This window comes from Pseudoalteromonas sp. S8-8, assembly GCF_000497875.1.
GTDB classification, from domain to species: Bacteria; Pseudomonadota; Gammaproteobacteria; order Enterobacterales; family Alteromonadaceae; genus Pseudoalteromonas; species Pseudoalteromonas arctica.
On the sequence record NZ_AUTR01000067.1, the window covers coordinates 49,275 to 68,170 of the forward strand.

18 protein-coding genes, 2 rRNA genes and 1 pseudogene are annotated in these 18,896 nt (G+C 41.1%); 9 read left to right on the plus strand and 12 right to left on the minus strand.

Annotated elements, in window-relative coordinates:
- Positions 1 to 200: 200 nt before the first annotated feature.
- Complete coding sequence (lexA, locus tag L659_RS0120230; RefSeq protein WP_007584941.1) at positions 201 to 818, minus strand: transcriptional repressor LexA; 618 nt, start codon at positions 816 to 818, stop codon at positions 201 to 203.
- Positions 819 to 985: 167 nt separating this feature from the next.
- Here lexA and L659_RS0120235 point away from each other — a divergent pair, with 167 nt between their 5' ends.
- Positions 986 to 1,426 carry a PaaI family thioesterase gene (locus L659_RS0120235; protein WP_024591691.1) on the plus strand — a complete coding sequence of 147 codons (441 nt, stop codon included), beginning with the start codon at positions 986 to 988 and terminating at the stop codon, positions 1,424 to 1,426.
- On the opposite strand, the gene L659_RS0120240 is transcribed toward L659_RS0120235, so the two are convergent.
- Positions 1,427 to 1,807, minus strand: a complete 381-nt coding sequence (locus L659_RS0120240) for a hypothetical protein (protein WP_024591692.1) — start codon at positions 1,805 to 1,807, stop codon at positions 1,427 to 1,429.
- Between the two features lie 313 nt (positions 1,808 to 2,120).
- Between L659_RS0120240 and L659_RS0120245 the strand changes: the two genes are divergently transcribed.
- Entirely contained in the window at positions 2,121 to 2,846 is a 726-nt protein-coding gene (locus L659_RS0120245; RefSeq protein WP_024591693.1) for a membrane protein, read from the plus strand.
- 75 nt (positions 2,847 to 2,921) lie between these two features.
- Here L659_RS0120245 and L659_RS0120250 read toward each other — a convergent pair whose 3' ends face one another.
- Entirely contained in the window at positions 2,922 to 3,242 is a 321-nt protein-coding gene (locus L659_RS0120250; RefSeq protein ID WP_007584937.1) for a chaperone modulator CbpM, read from the minus strand.
- Complete coding sequence (locus L659_RS0120255; RefSeq protein WP_007584935.1) at positions 3,242 to 4,210, minus strand: DnaJ C-terminal domain-containing protein; 969 nt, start codon at positions 4,208 to 4,210, stop codon at positions 3,242 to 3,244. The genes L659_RS0120250 and L659_RS0120255 overlap by 1 nt, the downstream gene beginning before the upstream one ends.
- A 231-nt stretch (positions 4,211 to 4,441) precedes the next feature.
- Between L659_RS0120255 and L659_RS0120260 the strand changes: the two genes are divergently transcribed.
- The 3 genes from L659_RS0120260 to L659_RS0120270 all read left to right on the plus strand — a co-directional run bounded on the left by L659_RS0120260 (position 4,442) and on the right by L659_RS0120270 (position 7,171).
- Positions 4,442 to 5,095: an endonuclease gene (locus L659_RS0120260; protein ID WP_024591694.1), complete on the plus strand. Its 654-nt coding sequence runs from the start codon at positions 4,442 to 4,444 to the stop codon at positions 5,093 to 5,095.
- A 100-nt stretch (positions 5,096 to 5,195) separates the two neighbouring features.
- Positions 5,196 to 6,800 carry a S41 family peptidase gene (locus tag L659_RS0120265; RefSeq protein WP_024591695.1) on the plus strand — a complete coding sequence of 535 codons (1,605 nt, stop codon included), beginning with the start codon at positions 5,196 to 5,198 and terminating at the stop codon, positions 6,798 to 6,800.
- Entirely contained in the window at positions 6,800 to 7,171 is a 372-nt protein-coding gene (locus L659_RS0120270) for a hypothetical protein (protein ID WP_024591696.1), read from the plus strand. The genes L659_RS0120265 and L659_RS0120270 overlap by 1 nt, the downstream gene beginning before the upstream one ends.
- An 84-nt stretch (positions 7,172 to 7,255) precedes the next feature.
- Here the strand turns inward: L659_RS0120270 and hmpA are convergent, their stop codons facing one another.
- From hmpA to L659_RS0120285, 3 genes are read right to left on the minus strand one after another with little or no spacing between them, the layout of a single operon-like run.
- Positions 7,256 to 8,437 carry an NO-inducible flavohemoprotein gene (hmpA, locus tag L659_RS0120275; protein ID WP_024591697.1) on the minus strand — a complete coding sequence of 394 codons (1,182 nt, stop codon included), beginning with the start codon at positions 8,435 to 8,437 and terminating at the stop codon, positions 7,256 to 7,258.
- Between the two features lie 20 nt (positions 8,438 to 8,457).
- Positions 8,458 to 9,690, minus strand: a complete 1,233-nt coding sequence (locus L659_RS0120280; protein WP_010555391.1) for an NnrS family protein — start codon at positions 9,688 to 9,690, stop codon at positions 8,458 to 8,460.
- Positions 9,690 to 9,959, minus strand: coding sequence for a hypothetical protein (locus L659_RS0120285; RefSeq protein WP_007584928.1), 270 nt, complete (start codon positions 9,957 to 9,959; stop codon positions 9,690 to 9,692). The genes L659_RS0120280 and L659_RS0120285 overlap by 1 nt, the downstream gene beginning before the upstream one ends.
- Before the next feature lie 160 nt (positions 9,960 to 10,119).
- On the opposite strand from L659_RS0120285, the gene norR reads away from it, so the two are divergent.
- Positions 10,120 to 11,676, plus strand: a complete 1,557-nt coding sequence (gene norR, locus L659_RS0120290) for a nitric oxide reductase transcriptional regulator NorR (protein WP_008138686.1) — start codon at positions 10,120 to 10,122, stop codon at positions 11,674 to 11,676.
- Positions 11,677 to 11,708: 32 nt separating this feature from the next.
- Here the strand turns inward: norR and L659_RS0120295 are convergent, their stop codons facing one another.
- Positions 11,709 to 12,608 (minus strand): LysR family transcriptional regulator, encoded by a 900-nt coding sequence (locus L659_RS0120295; protein ID WP_024591698.1) that lies wholly within the window; start codon positions 12,606 to 12,608, stop codon positions 11,709 to 11,711.
- A gap of 119 nt (positions 12,609 to 12,727) precedes the next feature.
- Between L659_RS0120295 and L659_RS0120300 the strand changes: the two genes are divergently transcribed.
- Positions 12,728 to 13,294 (plus strand): NADPH-dependent FMN reductase, encoded by a 567-nt coding sequence (locus tag L659_RS0120300; RefSeq protein WP_024591699.1) that lies wholly within the window; start codon positions 12,728 to 12,730, stop codon positions 13,292 to 13,294.
- A 21-nt stretch (positions 13,295 to 13,315) separates the two neighbouring features.
- Here the strand turns inward: L659_RS0120300 and L659_RS0120305 are convergent, their stop codons facing one another.
- The gene (locus L659_RS0120305; protein WP_024591700.1) at positions 13,316 to 13,756 is read right to left on the minus strand and encodes a tellurite resistance TerB family protein; all 441 of its coding nucleotides are present in this window, start codon (positions 13,754 to 13,756) and stop codon (positions 13,316 to 13,318) included.
- A 99-nt stretch (positions 13,757 to 13,855) separates the two neighbouring features.
- Between L659_RS0120305 and L659_RS0120310 the strand changes: the two genes are divergently transcribed.
- Positions 13,856 to 14,236, plus strand: coding sequence for a hypothetical protein (locus L659_RS0120310; protein WP_024591701.1), 381 nt, complete (start codon positions 13,856 to 13,858; stop codon positions 14,234 to 14,236).
- Between the two features lie 2 nt (positions 14,237 to 14,238).
- Here the strand turns inward: L659_RS0120310 and L659_RS0120315 are convergent, their stop codons facing one another.
- Entirely contained in the window at positions 14,239 to 14,832 is a 594-nt protein-coding gene (locus L659_RS0120315) for a hypothetical protein (protein WP_024591702.1), read from the minus strand.
- 189 nt (positions 14,833 to 15,021) lie between these two features.
- Here L659_RS0120315 and L659_RS01000000123100 point away from each other — a divergent pair.
- Positions 15,022 to 15,312: pseudogene (locus tag L659_RS01000000123100) on the plus strand (DapH/DapD/GlmU-related protein); the annotation flags it as partial.
- A gap of 410 nt (positions 15,313 to 15,722) precedes the next feature.
- On the opposite strand, the gene rrf reads toward L659_RS01000000123100, so the two are convergent.
- Together rrf and L659_RS0120330 are read right to left on the minus strand one after the other, a co-directional pair.
- Positions 15,723 to 15,837, minus strand: a 5S ribosomal RNA gene (gene rrf, locus L659_RS0120325).
- Between the two features lie 147 nt (positions 15,838 to 15,984).
- Positions 15,985 to 18,875 (minus strand): 23S ribosomal RNA (locus L659_RS0120330).
- Positions 18,876 to 18,896: the final 21 nt, after the last annotated feature.

Consider the following 18,896-nt stretch of genomic DNA (forward strand, 5'->3'; position numbering starts at 1 on the left):
AGGTAACAGGAAGTTCAAAAGATGAGCAAAACAAAGGGGTTTAACGCATTCGGAGGGGGAAAATATAAGTGCAAAAAAGTTTACAGCTTAAATTGTCAGTGAGCTATTTATGCCCTATTTTTAGTGCGAATTTAAAACAGAAAATGCGTACTAATTAGTACGCATTTATAAAACTGCTTGTTTAAAAGCTATTTTTAAAGTCACATCCAATCAGCGTTTCTTATAACGCCAACGGCTAAGCCTTCAATATTAAAAGACTCATTCTCAAGATCTACTTCAATAGATTCAAAATCGTCGTTTTCAGCATGAAGTAATACTTTACGACCCGCTTTCTCAAGACGTTTTACAGTTACGTCTTCGTCTAGGCGGGCAACAACAACTTGCCCATTTTCAGCGGTTTGAGTACGATGTACAGCAAGTAAATCACCATCCATAATACCAATATCTTTCATGCTCATACCGTTAACGCGTAGTAAAAAATCTGCAGCCGGTTTAAACATTAATGGATCGATTTTGCAGTGACTTTCAACGTGCTCTTGCGCCAAGATAGGTGAACCAGCAGCAACACGCCCTATAAGCGGTAAACCTAATTGTTCTGGCTCTTCTTCTTCAATTAACTGAATACCACGGCTTGCACCTGGTTTCATTTTAATTGCGCCTTTTTTAGCAAGTGCTTTTAAATGTTCTTCAGCAGCATTGGCACTTTTAAAACCTAATGTTTGCGCTATTTCAGCACGTGTAGGAGGCATACCAGTGTCTTTAATAAAAACTTTAATTAGTTCGAGTATTTGAGCTTGGCGGTTCGTTAATGGTCGCATACAACTGGTTTTCCATACAGTACATTTAACTGTGAGTATATACAGTTAAATAAAAATCGCAAATTTAAATTAAGCCTTAAAATAGCCAAAGTAATTTCACTTGTGTACATTTTAGGGATATAACTAAAGCTAGGTTTATAAATGATTAAAAAAGCAAAGGAGTCATTATGAGTATTTGGTACCAGCCCATCACTTTAGAGCTGTGCAAGCAGTTAGAACAAGGCATTGATGGCCAAGGAACATTAATGAAAACCATGGGAATAGAAGTCACTGAAATTGGTGATAATTACTTAGTAGCCACTATGCCGGCAATTCCTGAGCATCATAACCCAATGGGCATGGTTCACGGCGGTGCTAACGTTGTACTTGCCGAAACAGTTGCCAGCTATGCAGCTAACTTTGTTGTCGATTTTACAAAATTTTACTGCGTGGGGCAGGAAATTAGCGCAAGTCATTTAAAAGCATCTCGCAACGGCACTTTAACAGCAACGGCAAGAGCGTTTCATATTGGCAAACGTAGTTCAGTGTGGGAAATAAAAATTACAAATAGCCGCAATGAGCTGTGCTGCGTATCAAAAATGACCGCAGCAGTCGTAGAGCGAAGATAGTTACTTTTCGATTGGGTAAATTGTAATTTCCATACCCGCACCAATCGCAGATATACGTAGTAATGTATCTGCATCTAAGGCTTGATTAAAGCACTTAGGGGAAGTGCCCGATTCAAAACCAATATCAAACGTTCTACGTGAACAGCTTAACCATTGCTTTAGCGCGTTACGCGAACACGATTCAATAAGCTCACATATATGGTTTATTGCTTTGTCAGGCGTGTTTACTACACCTATTGCTTCAATACGCGCTAATTGACGGTATTCGTCTTTGTCATAATGTAAAATCGTCGCGACTTTTTTCAAGTCTGCCACTAGCAAACTAATATCTTGCTTTGATTCAAGCTCAAGATCTACATTTAAAAATTGAATTTCCGACATCGTTTCGTATTTATCCTCTAATAATTTCATTGCAAACTTTAACGCAGTTTTACCGTTATACCAAATCAACTATGCTCTATTAACCACTTTATATAGATATTTCGCAGCTTTTAAGTATTTTTTAGCGTTTAAAGCTAGCTGGATATCAAACACTCAGCTCAATTAAACAAATAATTCATGTTAGCAATTTAAGTGTAATCTTTTTTATTTTTAAATGATTACAGTAAGCTATAGTTTAAACTGCGACAAAATGTCGCAGTAACTAATCCCATTAATGTAATAAACTAGCCTCTAAAAATAATAAGACTAAAACATGAATAAAAAAATATTTAAGTATGCTCGCAAGTTACATAAATGGCTCGGTTATTTGCTCACATTACAAATTTTAGCTTGGCTATTAGGCGGTTTAGTCATGAGCGCTATTCCTCTTGATAAAGTTCATGGGGAGCATCTTGCAACACGTACTCTTAATAACCCATTTACGCAGGCTGATTATGTTGCCTCCCTTAACGATATTGCATCTCAGGTGGTTAATCCAACACAAATAATTTTTGAGAACTTTTTAACCACACCTATAATTACAGTAATAAATAAAGATGAACAGCAAAGCTTTAACGGTATAACAGGCCGACCTTTTGAGCCGCCAACTAAAATACAAATTACCGCAAATGCTAAAGCACACTTACTTATTGATGCTCAAGTGACAAGCGCTGTACTGCTAAAGCAAGGTATGCGAGAAGTTGGATATAAAACCAATGTTTGGCAGGTACAATTTGACGACACATTTAACACAACACTGTACTTGTCAGAAAATAACGGCAGAGTTGTCACCGTTCGCAGCACACTATGGCGAATTTTCGACTTTTTTTGGATGTTACATATTATGGATTACGATGAGCGAGAGGATTTTAATAATCCGCTGCTTATTAGTTTTGCAGCAACCAGCGTACTTTTTTGCCTAAGTGGAATATTACTACTTATGCAAAACATACGACTAAAACGATTTATCCGAATTAAAAGTAAGAATAAATCAAAGTAGTCATATTGGTTTTTAAGAACTAGCGCACTCTCACCAAAGACTAAATAAGCCCTAGGAAGTACCCAAGGGCAGATTTTATTCCAAGTGTTTAAATCGACTCAAATGTCGCTTTAACATTTCGTTTTCGAAAATCAACTCATCACGCTCATCCAGCAATTGTAAAACTAAAGCTATTGCCGACCAATCTAACGAAAAGTCATGTTGAATACGGGCCGCTTTTTTAACTAAGGTCACTGCAGATACCGTAAATTGCCACTGCGTAACATGCTTCCCCTCAATTGGAACCGCAATATTGTGCTCAACTAGCTCATATAAAATTGCTTCGCTAATATCACTACTCAAACATAGCTCTTTGCTAGTAAGTAAATCATCTTTTTGTGTCACGATAATTTGCATTATGGCTTGCTCCAGTTATTACGGGGATCAAAGTGAGCTTTTTCGGCTAATTCTTCCCAAAGTTTTTTACTGGTATCATCAACAGATGTTGGATTAACAATTTTAAGCACAGCAAATAAATCACCTTTGGCTTTTTTACTCATTAATCCCTTACCTTTAATACGCAAGCGTTGACCAGACTGACTATTAGATGGAATAGTTAATTGGATTTTGCCTGCCAACGTAGGTAAATTTATTTTTGTACCAAGAGCCGCTTCCCATGGTGCAAGAGGGACGACTATATTTAGGTTATGACCTTCAACATCAAATAATGGGTGGGGCACTAAACTAATTTGTAAGTACAAATCGCCATTTTGCCCGTTCGCTGACCCTAATCCGCCTTGCCCTTTTAGTCGAATTCGTTCGCCATTTACTGAACCTGCGGGAATTTTCACTTTAAGTGATTTTTTAATTTCAGAGACACGACCACTACTATCTCGCTGCGGTAACATAAACTCAACAGGCTTAACGGTATCAACTAAAGTCTCTTCAAGAAAAATCGGGAACTCTATTTCCACATCTTGTCCTTTTTGCGCGCGAGCGGCGTTACTTCTGCTCTGCCCGGAACGATTGAATCCACCGGCGCCGCCAAACATTGAATTAACAAAATCAGAAAACTCTTGATCGGTTTGAGGATCGCTTTGCTGATAATTACTTTGCGATGAGGCATTGTTACCACCATAATTACCTTGCTGTTGACGAGCACGATTTTGTTGATGACGACGTAACTCGTCGTATTTAGTGCGTTCTTCTTTGTTATGAATGACTTCGTAAGCTTCTGCTATTTCTTTAAACTTATCTTCTGCTTGAGGCTCTTTGCTTACATCTGGGTGATATTTTCTGGCTAATTTTTTATAAGCTACTTTAACCGCTTTATCGTCTGCATCAGGCGATATTCCGAGCACTGCATAATAATCAACAAATTTCATTTGCAATCCAAATCCCCATATTGAGTAAGCTTTAAGCATACTCCTTAACGTATAATCTTGTGTGGTTAAAATACGATAAATAGTAAGAAATAAATGAATAGTGAAAATAACTTTGAATAAAAAATTAATCGGACACTTTTTAGTAATATAAGTGCAGGCCTTAAGTTAACTTTATCTTTTATCTTCAAGGCTTTAAACTGCCTGTTCCTGTAGTTCACATTTGTGATGGATATGACTCGATTTATTCTGGCCTTACTGGCTTGCTGTGTGTGTTTTTCGGTATCTGCCGAACAATTTACCCGTTTTTCAACGGCTAAAAGACATTTAATTAAAACCCTCCCTGACAACGCCAAAAGTATTTACTGCGGTTGTGATATTAAAAAAGAAGGCAAAAAACTCATTCCTGATCCTTCTAACTGTGGTTACATTCCTCGAAATACACTTACCCGCTCAGGCAAAGTAAATGTGCGAGCACTACGCATTGAGTGGGAACATATTGTTCCGGCGTGGGAATTTGGTCATCAGCTACAATGTTGGCAAGATGGCGGACGTAAAAACTGCCGTAAAGTAAGTGCTAAATTTAGAAAAATGGAAGCCGATATAAATAACCTAGCGCCTGCTATTGGCGAAATTAATGCCGATCGCTCTAATTATCGTTTTGGCATGCTTAGCGAAAACGCCACACAGTATGGTCGCTGCGAAGTAAAAGTAAACTTTAAGCAACGTGTAGTTGAACCGCCTGTCTATGCACGTAAACGTATAGCCGACACTTACGCTTACATGCAGAAAACATACGGTTTAAAAATCTCTGATAAACAGCAAAAGTTATTTAATGCGTGGAAAAAGCAAGCATTTGCAGATACAAGTAGTACGAGCAAGCTCTAAGCTTTAACACTCATTTACATAAATCAAAGTTATAAATGTTGAATAAACGAGCGAGTGTTGTAATATTTTAAACAACTTATTTACAAAAAAGTCCTTAACTATGTTTAAAAATAATAAAACCTCGCTTGCCATTTTCACTGCATTTGCGGGCTTTGCTTTAACGGGTTGTGGCGGCGGAGGCGGTATCGACTCTGCTCCTGTAGTTACAACACCTGTTAGTAGCAGCCCAACATGGACAGCGGCGGTATTTGAGCCCTCTAACGATTTAAAAAACTTTTGCGAAACCCCTCGTACGGGTAACGATCCCTTTAATAACAACAACCCCTACCCAGATCAAGCGGGTTCTGCCCTTTATGAAAAGCTTTGGCTTCGCTCTTGGAGCGACGAAACATACCTTTGGTATGATGAGATTGCCGATAACGACCCTGAAAGCTTTACAACAGTAGCCGATTACTTCGCTCAATTAAAAACAGAGCAGCTTACCGACTCAGGTGCAAAAAAAGATAACTTTCATTTTTCAGAACCTACTGAAGATTACTTTCAAGAAGCGCAATCGGGCGTTACTTCTGGTTACGGTATAAATTGGGCGTTTATTGGCGATACAGCCGATCGTATTTTACGCGTTGCTTATCTTGAAGATGATTCGCCTGCAAGCCAAATAGGCTTTCAACGTGGTGATACCGTACTTTCAGTTGACGGTGTTAGCATTAATACCAATACAGAGTCGGGTGTAGATACGCTTAACGAAGGTTTATTTAGTCCTACTAACGGCGACTCACATACTATTGTTGTACGCAGTAACGATGGCGCCGAAAAAACATTTAATGTAACCGCTGGTAATATTGAACAAACACCTGTTCAAAATGTTAAAACGATTACAACCGCAAATGGTTCAAGCGTGGGTTACATGCAATTTAATAGCCATATAAGCATTGCCCAAGAAGGGCTTATTGATGCGGTAAATAAGTTTAAAACCGATGGTATTGATGAGCTTGTAATCGACTTTAGATATAACGGTGGTGGTTTATTAGCACTGTCGGCACAATTAGCTTATATGGTTGCCGGTAATGCCAACGTTAACAACCGCTTTTATTATCAAACTCAACAAAACGATAAACAACCCGTTGATTCGCCCTTCCCATTTATTGATGAAGAAATAGATTACTCTACTTTTTTTAGCACAGGTGAAAACCTACCTGATTTAAACCTATCAAAGGTTTATGTATTAAGCACATCAGGCACCTGTTCGGCATCAGAAGCTTTTATTAATGGTTTAAAAGGTATAGACGCAGAAGTTATTTTAATTGGCGACACAACCTGCGGTAAGCCCTATGGCTTTACCCCAACTCATAACTGCGCAACAACCTATTACACTATTCAGTTTAGTGGGATAAATAGCAACGGATTTGGCGAATACGCTGCGGGTTTTACACCAACCCCTACGCCACAGTTTGATGCTGATGTTCAAGGTTGTGAAATTGAGGACGACTTTGATCATCAGTTAGGCGACAGTGACGAGGCCGTTTTAGCCACCGCATTATTTCATGTTGAAAATGGCAGTTGTCCAGTTAGAACGGCTGCTGCAAAAGCAGGGCAAGCTAATGTTTCAAGCTCTCGTGAATCTCTCATTCCTTTAAATATGCCTGAGCAATTTACCCAGCGTAATATGGACTTAACTTGGCCAACGCTGGGTGAGGAAAGGTAATGGCTAAATTATTACTCCCATTAGCCACCTTGCTCGCTTTAGGCGGATGCCAAAGTGTAAATAGTGAGCCCGCTAAACCCGCTATATTAACGAGCGTTAATCCCAGCGTTATTACAACACTACAACAGGCAATTCAACAAGCTAAGGGAGGCACATTAGTAACACTTGCGGATTCGGTATTTACTAAACGTAGCGAACTGCTAATTGATCATGCAATGAGTAAAGGGTCTGATGGCAGAGTAATTATGGGCGCGCATAATATAAAATCTGAGAAGTTTATTTTGCAGCTACGTAATAACCAATGTGAGCTTTACTATCCTAAAAAAGAGCTTACTACAGTACTTGAAGGTGTTACCTGTAAAGAGTTATAAGGCACTTTATTAACGTTTATAAATTAATAAAAAAGGCGCGCAGNCAGCATATCGCTGCGCGCCTTTTTCTATTTTAAAGCATTATTACAAGTCTTGATGCGGACCAAACACTTCATAATGAATCTGCTCGTTTTTAACACCTAGCTCAAGTAACTGGTTTTTTATAAATGCCATAAAACCGGCAGGACCACATAAGTAAAAGTCGCCATTACTCAATGGTAGCTGTGCTTGTACTGCGTTTAGGTTCATTAACCCAGTAAAGTCAGCATCCTCTGTCACCTGGTTAAACCACGTCATTGTTTGTAAACGGTTATAAACTGCATTTAACTCATTTAAATATTTTGAAAACGAATGCTGCTGAGTATTTTCGCAGGCATGTAAATACATAATCTCTTGATTGGAGTTGTCACTTAATAGCGTTTCAAGCATAGCCAGCATTGGCGTTTGCCCAACACCTGCTGAAATGAGTACCGCTGGACTTGTATTATTGCGTAAAAAGAAGTCTCCTGCCGGCGGGTATAGCTCAACAATAGTGCCTTGCTCTAATGAGTGTAAATAATTAGACACCATGCCAGGCTTTGGCTGTAGCTCTTTTTTAACACTAATACGGTAGTTTTTAGCGTTACTTTTTTGTGAAATAGAATACTGGCGAATTTCTTCATATTCAGCGCCCTCTGGCTTAACTTTAATACCTAAATACTGCCCTGGTTTATGTGTAATAACAGCTTCGCCATCAACTGGCGTAAGTGTAAAGCTCGTTACTAGTTCTGATTCAGCCTGTTTGTTGGTTATTTCAAATTGGCGAGTTCCCGCCCAACCACCGTGTTTATTTTTACTGTGCTCATACAAAGCAGCCTCTTCGGTTATACAAATATCAGCAAGTACGCCGTAAGCTTCGCGCCAAGCGTATTCAACATCGGGAGTAAATTGCTCAGGAATAAGCTCTTTTAAAGTGCCAATTAAATGCGCACCTACAATAGGGTAATGCTCAGGTAAAATATTCAAGCTGGTATGCTTATGATTAATACGTGTTAGCGCTTCTTTTAATACGGCTAAATTATCAATATTTTGTGCATACGCAGCCAATGCATTAAAAAGTGCAAATTGCTGACGACCTGTATCTTGATTCGCCATATTAAAAATATTTTTAAGCTCAGGATTATGGCTAAATAAACGCTTATAAAAATGATCGGTAACAACCGTACCCGCCTGCGCTAATAACGGAACTGTGCTTTTTACAATCTCAATGGTTTTATCAGATAACATATGTGTTTCCTATGGATGAACTAACCACGACGCCCATCAACACGACGCCGCGTTAATATAGGTGTGCAGTGAATTAAAAATAATGAAAAAGCCACTAACCACAGCAAAGCACTTATTTGCCAAGCAAGGTGAGGCCCAATAATAAAAGGGAGTAATGAACGAGTAATAGCGGCCACAAGCAAAAACGCAAAAGCAACAGCCATGTAATGAGGAATAGCGAGTGTACGCCCTGTATGACCATGTGATACACGCGTCATCATTGCTAAAATCATCATACCTATTGTGCCAATAGTGATTAAGTGCAGCGCATCTTTAAATTGTATTGCACTGCTATAAAAGCTAAATGCAACCATCATTAACCCTACGCCTAACGCTAAGTAGGAAAAATGTAAAGACCATAACAACGGCACTCTCAATACCTTGCTATCCCACCAAAAACCAGCCCTGACCAGGTGAAGCGCAGCAACAGTTGCAACAACTAACGCAGGATTAATCGTGTTCAAAAACAACTTGTTGATGAAAAATAAAGTGATAGCCAAAATAGATAAATACATCACCGCTTTATCTATTTTAGGAGTGCGAACTTGTGCGGTTAAACCTAGACCTTTAGCGGTAAAAAATGGTAGAACGCGACCCGCAACAATGCCAACTAGTAAAGTAATTACCAGTACTGCGGTATCAACCACACCAAGTGCAAGCTGCATGTTTTGTTTTAAAACAAGTATTAAATACAATACATTGAGCCCACAAAGCACAGCTAAAATAGCTAAAAACGGATAGTTACTTTTGCTATTGGCTTTTAATAACATATTAGCCAGTACTGCTATGGCGCCTAGCCACCAAATAACTTGTAATGTAAGTGCAGCATATAAATTAAAATGAGCAATATCAGGCAATATCACAAAAAAGGCTAAGCGCGCTGCAAGCCATATAAACGTAAGCCACATAAGGGCTTTCCCACTTATGCTCGGTACGCCTGTCCATGTTTGTGCAGCGGTAAGTAAAAAGCCAACAGCTACAACTCCTGCAAAGCCAAACAGCATTTCGTGCGCGTGCCATAATGTCGCAGGTATCGATGAGTGCCAACTTGCATGGCCTGTTAAAATAAGTAGCCAATACCCCACCGACAAAAATGCCAATAAGCCACCGCCTAAAAAGAAAGGTCTAAAAGCGAGCATCCATAATGGCCATTGAGATACTTGATGAATAGCAACGCGTGCTGGCATTGGCTCAGTTAAGTTTATAGGGCGCATTATCGTACCTCCTGCCCTAAACCATGTTGTGCAACACAGCGCAGTACGTAACTTACTTTTAAAATAGCAGCAATAACAATAGTCCCAATATGAGCTGATACTTGCACCGCCATGGAAAAGTACTCAGCAAACGGGTAGCTAATTAAAATACTTGCCGTAATACACACTAAACTCACAGCTAATGCAGTATTGGCAGCAAATAATACTGTTTCGTATAGTGAACTAAACTGTGTTTGATTATTTAAATTATTCAGCATTAGTGTGTTCATGGCGATCTCTGTAACTAACTACGTTACTTAGCTATTACACATACTGTGCCAACAAATTTAATTAATTAAATTCAATAAGTTAAATTAAACCACTTTACAGTATGAGTCTTTATGACCTACTATAAATTAACTCATAAAAACTCGAATAGGTCATTTTGACATGAATCAGCAATTCAACCTTACACAAGTTGCTCTAGAGCTTGCTCAAAGTACACTACACGAGCATAGCTTTGATCAATTACTAGCAACGGTTGAGCGGGTGATTCCTAGTGATGCAAGTGCGTTATTAGTGCTTCAGGGCGAGCAATTAAAACCACTGGCAATTAAAGGGTTAATGTCCGACAGCCTTGGCAGACGATTTAAAATAGTAGAACACCCTCGCCTAGAAGCTATTTGCAAAAGCACACTCGCGCTACAATTTGCGCACGACTGCCCGCTACCCGATCCATACGACGGATTACTATTAGCTAAAACCGGCGACATACCGGTACATGCATGTTTAGGCTTACCTCTTTATGATAAAAACGCGCTACTTGGCGTACTTACGTTTGATAGCCTTAACGCCAATGCATTTAACAGCATAAGCGCTGATACACTCAATACCTTACAAACGCTGTGTAGTGCGCACTTTAAAACAGCTTTAGAGCTTGCCCATTACAAACAGCATGCACAGCACTCAAGTGCATTAGTGCAAGAACTAAATCGTGAAGCGTTAACACGGGACGGCGGTGAAATTATTGGTCAAAGTCCGCTAATGCAAACACTTAAAAACGAAATTAAACTCGTTGCAGCATCTAATTTTAGCGTGCTTATATTAGGTGAAACAGGGGTAGGGAAAGAACTTGTTGCGCGTAATATTCACTTAAATTCAGCTCGCAAAGATCAACCGCTTATTCACTTAAATTGTGCATCGCTTCCTGAAAATCTTGCTGAAAGTGAATTTTTTGGTCATGCGAAAGGGGCTTTTACAGGCGCACAAAATTCGCGCCAAGGTAAATTTCAATTAGCTGATGGCGGCACGTTATTTTTAGATGAAATTGGCGAACTGCCCCTTGCCATGCAAAGTAAATTATTACGAGTGCTACAAAGCGGCGAAATACAAACGGTAGGAGAAGACACACCAAAGTACGTAGATGTACGCGTCGTTGCCGCAACCAACAGAAATTTAAAAGAAGAAGTAGCTCAAGGTCGCTTTAGAGCCGATTTATACCATCGCCTCAGTGTCTACCCTATTACTGTGCCACCACTTAGTAAACGCGAGCACGACATAACACTCTTAGCTGGTTATTTTATTGAGCAAACAGCCCGTAAATTAGGGATAAAACAATTAAAACTAAGCCCTGAAGCGCAAGTACTGCTTAATCAGTACAACTGGCCAGGTAACGTTCGCGAGCTTGAACATGTTATTAGTCGCAGCGCCCTAAAAGCAAAACAAAGCCAATGGCAAAATCCAATAATAACCATTACAAGCGAGCACTGTGATTTAACCCCGAGTGCGCCGCAAAACTCTCTAGTAGCAAGTCAAAGTACAACCAACACCTTAATCAACCAACCTTTAAAGCAAGCTGTAGAATCGTTGCAATACAACGTAATTACCGAGCAATTAAAGAAGCATAACTACAACTGGTCAGCAGCAGCAAGAGTACTTGAATTAGATAGAGCTAACTTAGTACGCTTGGCTAAACGCCTAGGCATAGAAGTAAAAAAAACACTATAATCATTTAAAACACAGCTAAAATGCTGCTAAAACTATTGATTAGCAGCTAACTTACTAAAGTGTGTTTTTAACAACCCTGCAAAAGCTTGTACTTTAGCAGTGCGATGCACTAAGTGATGCGTGACTAACCACACATCGGTAGGCCAGCTTAACTCACTGTGTAATATAGGTACTAAATCAGAATATTGCGCCGCTACGTCATGCTGTAATCCGCCAATGCCAAGCCCTTTAATTATTGCACGAGTCGCTTCTGCGGTTTCAGACACTCGCAGCTTAATTTGCGATGCAGGAATATTTTCATCAGCCCATGCAAAATAAGGCACGCGGGCATTAAAACCCGCCACACCTGATACAAAATTATGTTGTTGTAAATCACTTAATAATCTAGGCATGCCGTATTTATTAATGTAACGTTTATTAGCGTATAAACCCGATGAAAGCTGCGCCAAATGCTGAGCAATATAATCGCCCTCATCAGGTCTTGGGCCTGCACGCACTGCAATATGTGCTTGTCCGTGATCGAGCCTTAATCTTTTTTGTTCTAAAATAACTTCTAACTGCACTTGTGGATGTAGCGCCTGAAATTGCTCACATACATCACCAAGTACATCCATAAAACCACTTACCGTCGTTAGTAATAAACTCCCTCTAAGGGTGCTATCGGCTGCTGCTATATCGTTATGTAACTGCTCTAAGGAGCTATGGATAGTTTGTGCTGTTGCAAATAACTTGGTGCCAATTTCAGTAACCTTGTAACCACGGGCATGGCGATGAAAAAGGCGTGCATTTAAGTTTTTTTCAAGATTATTAATTCGCCTAAGTACTGTGCTGTGGTGCACATTAAGCTCTTCTGCTGCCGCCGTTAACGTGCCTAATCGTGCTACTTCAAACGCTACTTTAACGTCTTGCCAATCTTCAAATTTTATCGCCATGCTGTTTACCTTATACTTATGTGCATTTACGCACATAAGTGTTGCGTTTATTGGGGTTTTCTACAAGTAAAATTTTGCTACATTAGCGTTGTAAGTTTAAACACTAAAAGGTCACTAGCATGTCAGCACCAAAAATTATCGCCCTAGCAGGAAGTCTTCGACAAGAAAGCTTTAATCAAAAAATTATTAATGAGGCAGCACGTTTTGCTCTACAAACAGGTGCTGAAGTAGAAGTAATAAAACTAAACGAATTAAACATCCCACTATTTAACGAAGATATTGAAGCGCAAGGTACACCAAGCGATGTACAGCTTTTAAAAGACAAGCTACGTGCAGCTGACGGTATTTTACTAGCAAGCCCAGAGTACAACGGCTCTATAACTGCAGCACTTAAAAATGCGATTGATTGGGCATCGCGCACAGAGCAAGGTGCTGTTCCTGCTTTTCGTAATAAAGTAGTGGCGCTGTTTTCAGCATCACCAGGTGGACTTGGTGGGTTACGCGGTTTAAATCATGTACGTAATATATTAAGTGGTATTGGATCGTTAGTGCTTGCCGATCAACTTGCAGTACCCGCTGTACACACATTGTTTGATGAAAATGGGCAAATTAATGAACCTGTTACTGCAGAGCGAGTATCGGCGCTTGCTCATCAGTTAGTAAGCGTTGCAAGTAAGTTAAGATAACTTGCACGCCTAAATAACTAATTACTTTGTCGCCGCGAGTTTTGCGGCGATAAAATCGGTATGCGTTACATATAAAAGCCCTGCTACTTTACGTATTACGTAGTCTTCTTGGGGATCTATTTCTCCATCGGCATACGCTAAGCGCCATAATAATTCTATTATTTCTATTCGCTGCGCCGCGCTGCAATGCTCATTAACCTGTTTTGAAAACTGAAAGTAATCTATCGAATCATCTAAGCTACTTTCCGCGTTATTAGTAAGCTCATTAACCTCAATATCTGTTAAATTAAAATACTTTTTTAAGGTTACAGTCAGGGTTCGTTGTTCATCATGTTCAAGCTTGGTATCTGCACGCATAACTTCAATTAATAATGCAGCAACAGCTGTTTTTAAATCGTGCTCTTGCATACTTGGCTGCTGTTCATCGAATACAGCAAAAAGTTGTTTTATTTGTTTGAACATCACACTTTCCCTTTTTGGGTGTTAGACTAATACGTAAAGAAATCGACCTTATTACTTTTATTAATGGGTATAAAGTTCGCAAATTAAAGGATATATTTTATGAAAGGAATAAACGCACCACGCTTATTTATAGGCGCTACACTGGTGGCCCTTTCAAGTGCAAATACTGCACTTGCTGAAAAAGCCGAAACAGAGAAGCTCTACGACTTTGACAACAAAGTGCATTACTACCAAACAAAAATTGGCGAAGACAACTATAAAATAGAAATCCAGTCAGACGATTACAAACACTTTACCAATCAAAGTGTATTTTTATTACGCCATGCTGACCGTCTATGCCGCGGCAATACCTTTATGTTGAAAATACTTGAAGGCGTGCAAGAGTACGAGCGCTTTCCAACAAAACCACGTGCTTACCAACCAGATTTAAGTGTTTTACTACAATGCGAAACTAAAGAAGATACAAACAAGGGTAAGTAACCTTAGTCTTTATAACCCCAAGGTGCTGATGGTGGAGTAATCGGTTTAGTTAAATCAAAATCCACCTTAAACTCACGTCCTTGGCGAATTAATCGATAAGTAAATACTTCTGAGTAAATATACATTTGCCATGTATTACCTACAGACTGTGCAATGCCTTGTTTTACGAATAACTCTTTAGAGTATTGGTCTGCTGGAAACGACTGCATTTGCGAAAACCCTGCATCAAGCGTATGGCCACCATACATAGTTGATGCGTCGTCTGTTCCATCTTTATGACGATGATCGTGCTTTAAACTCAAGCCACTACCCGTTTTCGTTATGATCCACGTACGTGATGCATCGTCTCCTACATGAAACGGTACTTGTAACTCAGCCTCGCTACATTTACGTACATGCATAACCAGCTTTTTATCTGTAAATGAGCTTGGCCCTTTCGCGTTATCTACCGCTACTTCACCTTCAAAAGCTTTACCGCAATGCGCTGCAATACTATTAAAAAAGGCATCATGAGTAGGAATAGACACTAACGGTGCAGGGCTTGCAAAAGCTGTCGATGAAGCAACTATTAAAGTTGCTGCAGTTAATAATTTCATATGTTTCTCGTTATAGTTATTTTAAAACACCTGTAATAGTACAGTTTTCTTAAGTACTTTATTAGAAGTATCTATATAAAATTTAGAACAAGACAACTAGGTAAAACTTCTAAATAGCGATTAACGACTAAATATCTCAGCCTTCATTAACAATCCTACTTTTATAAATATTAATTACACCTCAACTAGCCACTGGCCAATTACTTAATCACCATGGGTGATGACTGCTTAATAGGCCCGAACGTTCAGCTTTTAGCTGTGTCACATGCTACTAATCCAGCAAAAAAGCTTAATAAGGAAAACTTTGCAGCGCCTATCGCGTTAGGCAATAACATATGGGTTGGCGCAGGTGTAATTATTTTAGCGGGTGTAAGCATTGGTGAAAATAGTATTGTGGGTGCGGGTGCTGTGGTTACTAAAAATGTAATGCCTAATACTGTAGTAGCAGGTAACCCAGCTCGTGAAATAAGAACACTGTAGCTATTCTCGATGTGATTTTAGCGTCGGGAGTCGCTACGCTCGCATCAGCGAGCACTTTAACTCGTTAAATTAAGTGAATTATTCACTAAGAGACGCTCCGCTATAGAGGAATACCTGAATCACTTTTTCTACAAGCATAAAAAAGCTCGAATCGTTAGATCCGGGCTTTCTACAATGTGAAGCTTGTGTAATGTCATAGTGCCCACAGCGGTAGAAAGTCACGTAGCAAATGCTACTTTATTGGCCGACTGAGATATTGAGGGGTTTTGTTGTGATTTTAACGTCGGGAGTCGCTACGCTCGCCCTACGTGCTAGGTGTTGATGTGGGTGTGTATTAATTGCGCGCATTTCACTTTTCTTCAGACGTAAAAAAGCCCGAATTGTTAAATTCGGGCTTTCTACAATTTGAAGCCTGGTAATGTCCTACTTTCACATAGCAAATGCTACACTATCATCGGCGCTGTTTCGTTTCACTACTGAGTTCGGCATGGAGTCAGGTGGGTCCAAAACGCTATTGTCACCAAGCAAATTTGGGCGTTAATCCGTATCGCTACGCACTAACTGAATTTGGAAAATATCTGATAATATTTTTTAAGTCTTTCTTCAAGTAATATCTACTTTAGTTATATTAACTTCTGTCTAAACTGTCGCATAAAACGCGTTTGGCGTTGTATGGTTAAGCCTCACGGGTAATTAGTACAAGTTAGCTTAATGGCTCACACCACTTCCACATCTTGCCTATCAACGTTGTAGTCTTCAACGGCCCTTCAGAGACTTTAAAAGTCTAGTGAGAACTCATCTCGAGGCCTGCTTCGCGCTTAGATGCTTTCAGCGCTTATCAGTTCCGAACGTAGCTACCGGGCAATGCCATTGGCATGACAACCCGAACACCAGCGGTTCGTTCACTCCGGTCCTCTCGTACTAGGAGCAACCCCTCTCAATTCTCAAACGCCCACGGCAGATAGGGACCGAACTGTCTCACGACGTTCTAAACCCAGCTCGCGTACCACTTTAAATGGCGAACAGCCATACCCTTGGGACCGACTTCAGCCCCAGGATGTGATGAGCCGACATCGAGGTGCCAAACACCGCCGTCGATATGAACTCTTGGGCGGTATCAGCCTGTTATCCCCGGAGTACCTTTTATCCGTTGAGCGATGGCCCTTCCATTCAGAACCACCGGATCACTATGACCTACTTTCGTACCTGCTCGACGTGTCTGTCTCGCAGTTAAGCTGGCTTCTACCATTACACTAACCGTACGATGTCCGACCGTACTTAGCCAACCTTCGTGCTCCTCCGTTACTCTTTAGGAGGAGACCGCCCCAGTCAAACTACCCACCAGGCACTGTCCGTAACCCCGATTCAGGGGCCAACGTTAGAACATCAAAACTACAAGGGTGGTATTTCAAGGTTGACTCCACAACAACTAGCGTCGCTGCTTCAAAGTCTCCCACCTATCCTACACATGTAGGTTCAATGTTCAGTGCCAAGCTGTAGTAAAGGTTCACGGGGTCTTTCCGTCTAGCCGCGGGTACACAGCATCTTCACTGCGATTTCAATTTCACTGAGTCTCGGGTGGAGACAGCGTGGCCATGGTTACACCATTCGTGCAGGTCGGAACTTACCCGACAAGGAATTTCGCTACCTTAGGACCGTTATAGTTACGGCCGCCGTTTACCGGGGCTTCGATCAAGAGCTTCTCCCTAAGGATAACCCCATCAATTAACCTTCCGGCACCGGGCAGGTGTCACACCGTATACGTCATCTTGCGATTTTGCACAGTGCTGTGTTTTTAATAAACAGTCCCAGCCACCTGGTCACTGCGGCTCCCGTCCGCTTAGAGAGCAAGTCTCATCACAGATAGGAGCGTACCTTCTCCCGAAGTTACGGTACGATTTTGCCTAGTTCCTTCACCCGAGTTCTCTCAAGCGCCTTAGTATTCTCTACCTGACCACCTGTGTCGGTTTGGGGTACGATTCCATATAATCTGAAGCTTAGAGGCTTTTCCTGGAAGTATGGCATCAGCAACTTCATCACCGTAGTGACTCGTCTCGTGTCTCAGGTTTAGTGTTTGTCCGGATTTACCTAAACAAACGCCCTACTCACTTTCACATAGACTACCAACGCTATGCTTGCTTAGCCTGCTCCGTCCCCCCATCGCAATTATATCGAGTACAGAAATATTAATCTGTTTCCCATCGACTACGCCTTTCGGCCTCGCCTTAGGGGTCGACTTACCCTACCCTGATTAACATGGGATAGGAACCCTTGGTCTTCCGGCGTGGGAGTTTTTCACTCCCATTATCGTTACTCATGTCAGCATTCGCACTTCTGATACCTCCAGCATACCTCCCGGTACACCTTCAACGGCTTACAGAACGCTCCCCTACCACTCAGAATAAATTCTGAATCCGCAGCTTCGGTGCATAGTTTAGCCCCGTTACATCTTCCGCGCAGACCGACTCGACCAGTGAGCTATTACGCTTTCTTTAAAGGATGGCTGCTTCTAAGCCAACCTCCTGGCTGTCTGGGCCTTTCCACATCGTTTCCCACTTAACTATGACTTTGGGACCTTAGCTGGCGGTCTGGGTTGTTTCCCTCTTCACGACGGACGTTAGCACCCGCCGTGTGTCTCCCGGATATTACTTTACGGTATTCGGAGTTTGCAAAGGGTTGGTAAGTCGGGATGACCCCCTAGCCTTAACAGTGCTCTACCCCCGTAAGTATTCGTCCGAGGCTCTACCTAAATAGATTTCGGGGAGAACCAGCTATCTCCCGGTTTGATTAGCCTTTCACTCCTAGCCACAGGTCATCCCCTAACTTTTCAACGTTAGTGGGTTCGGTCCTCCAGTTGATGTTACTCAACCTTCAACCTGCCCATGGCTAGATCACCGGGTTTCGGGTCTATACCTTGCAACTATTCGCCCAGTTAAGACTCGGTTTCCCTACGGCTACCCTATTCGGTTAACCTCGCTACAAAATATAAGTCGCTGACCCATTATACAAAAGGTACGCAGTCACCCAACAAGTGGGCTCCTACTGCTTGTACGTACACGGTTTCAGGTTCTATTTCACTCCCCTCACAGGGGTTCTTTTCGCCTTTCCCTCACGGTACTGGTTCACTATCGGTCAGTTGGGAGTATTTAGCCTTAGATGATGGTCCACCTATATTCAGTCAAAGTTTCACGTGCTCCGACCTACTCGATTTCACTTAAAATGTCTTTTCATGTACGGGACTATCACCCTGTATCGTGGCGCTTTCCAGCAGCCTTCCATTAACACATAATAAGCTTAAGGGCTGTTCCGATTTCGCTCGCCGCTACTTTCGGAATCTCGGTTGATTTCTTTTCCTACGGGTACTTAGATGTTTCAGTTCTCCGCGTTCGCCTCGTTAACCTATGTATTCAGTTAACGATACCTGCAAGCAGGTGGGTTTCCCCATTCGGAAATCTTAGTCTCAAGCGCTTTTTACTAGCTTGACTAAGCTTATCGCAAGTTAATACGTCCTTCATCGCCTCCAACTGCCAAGGCATCCACCGTGTACGCTTAGTCACTTAACCATACAACCCAAACGGGTCTTT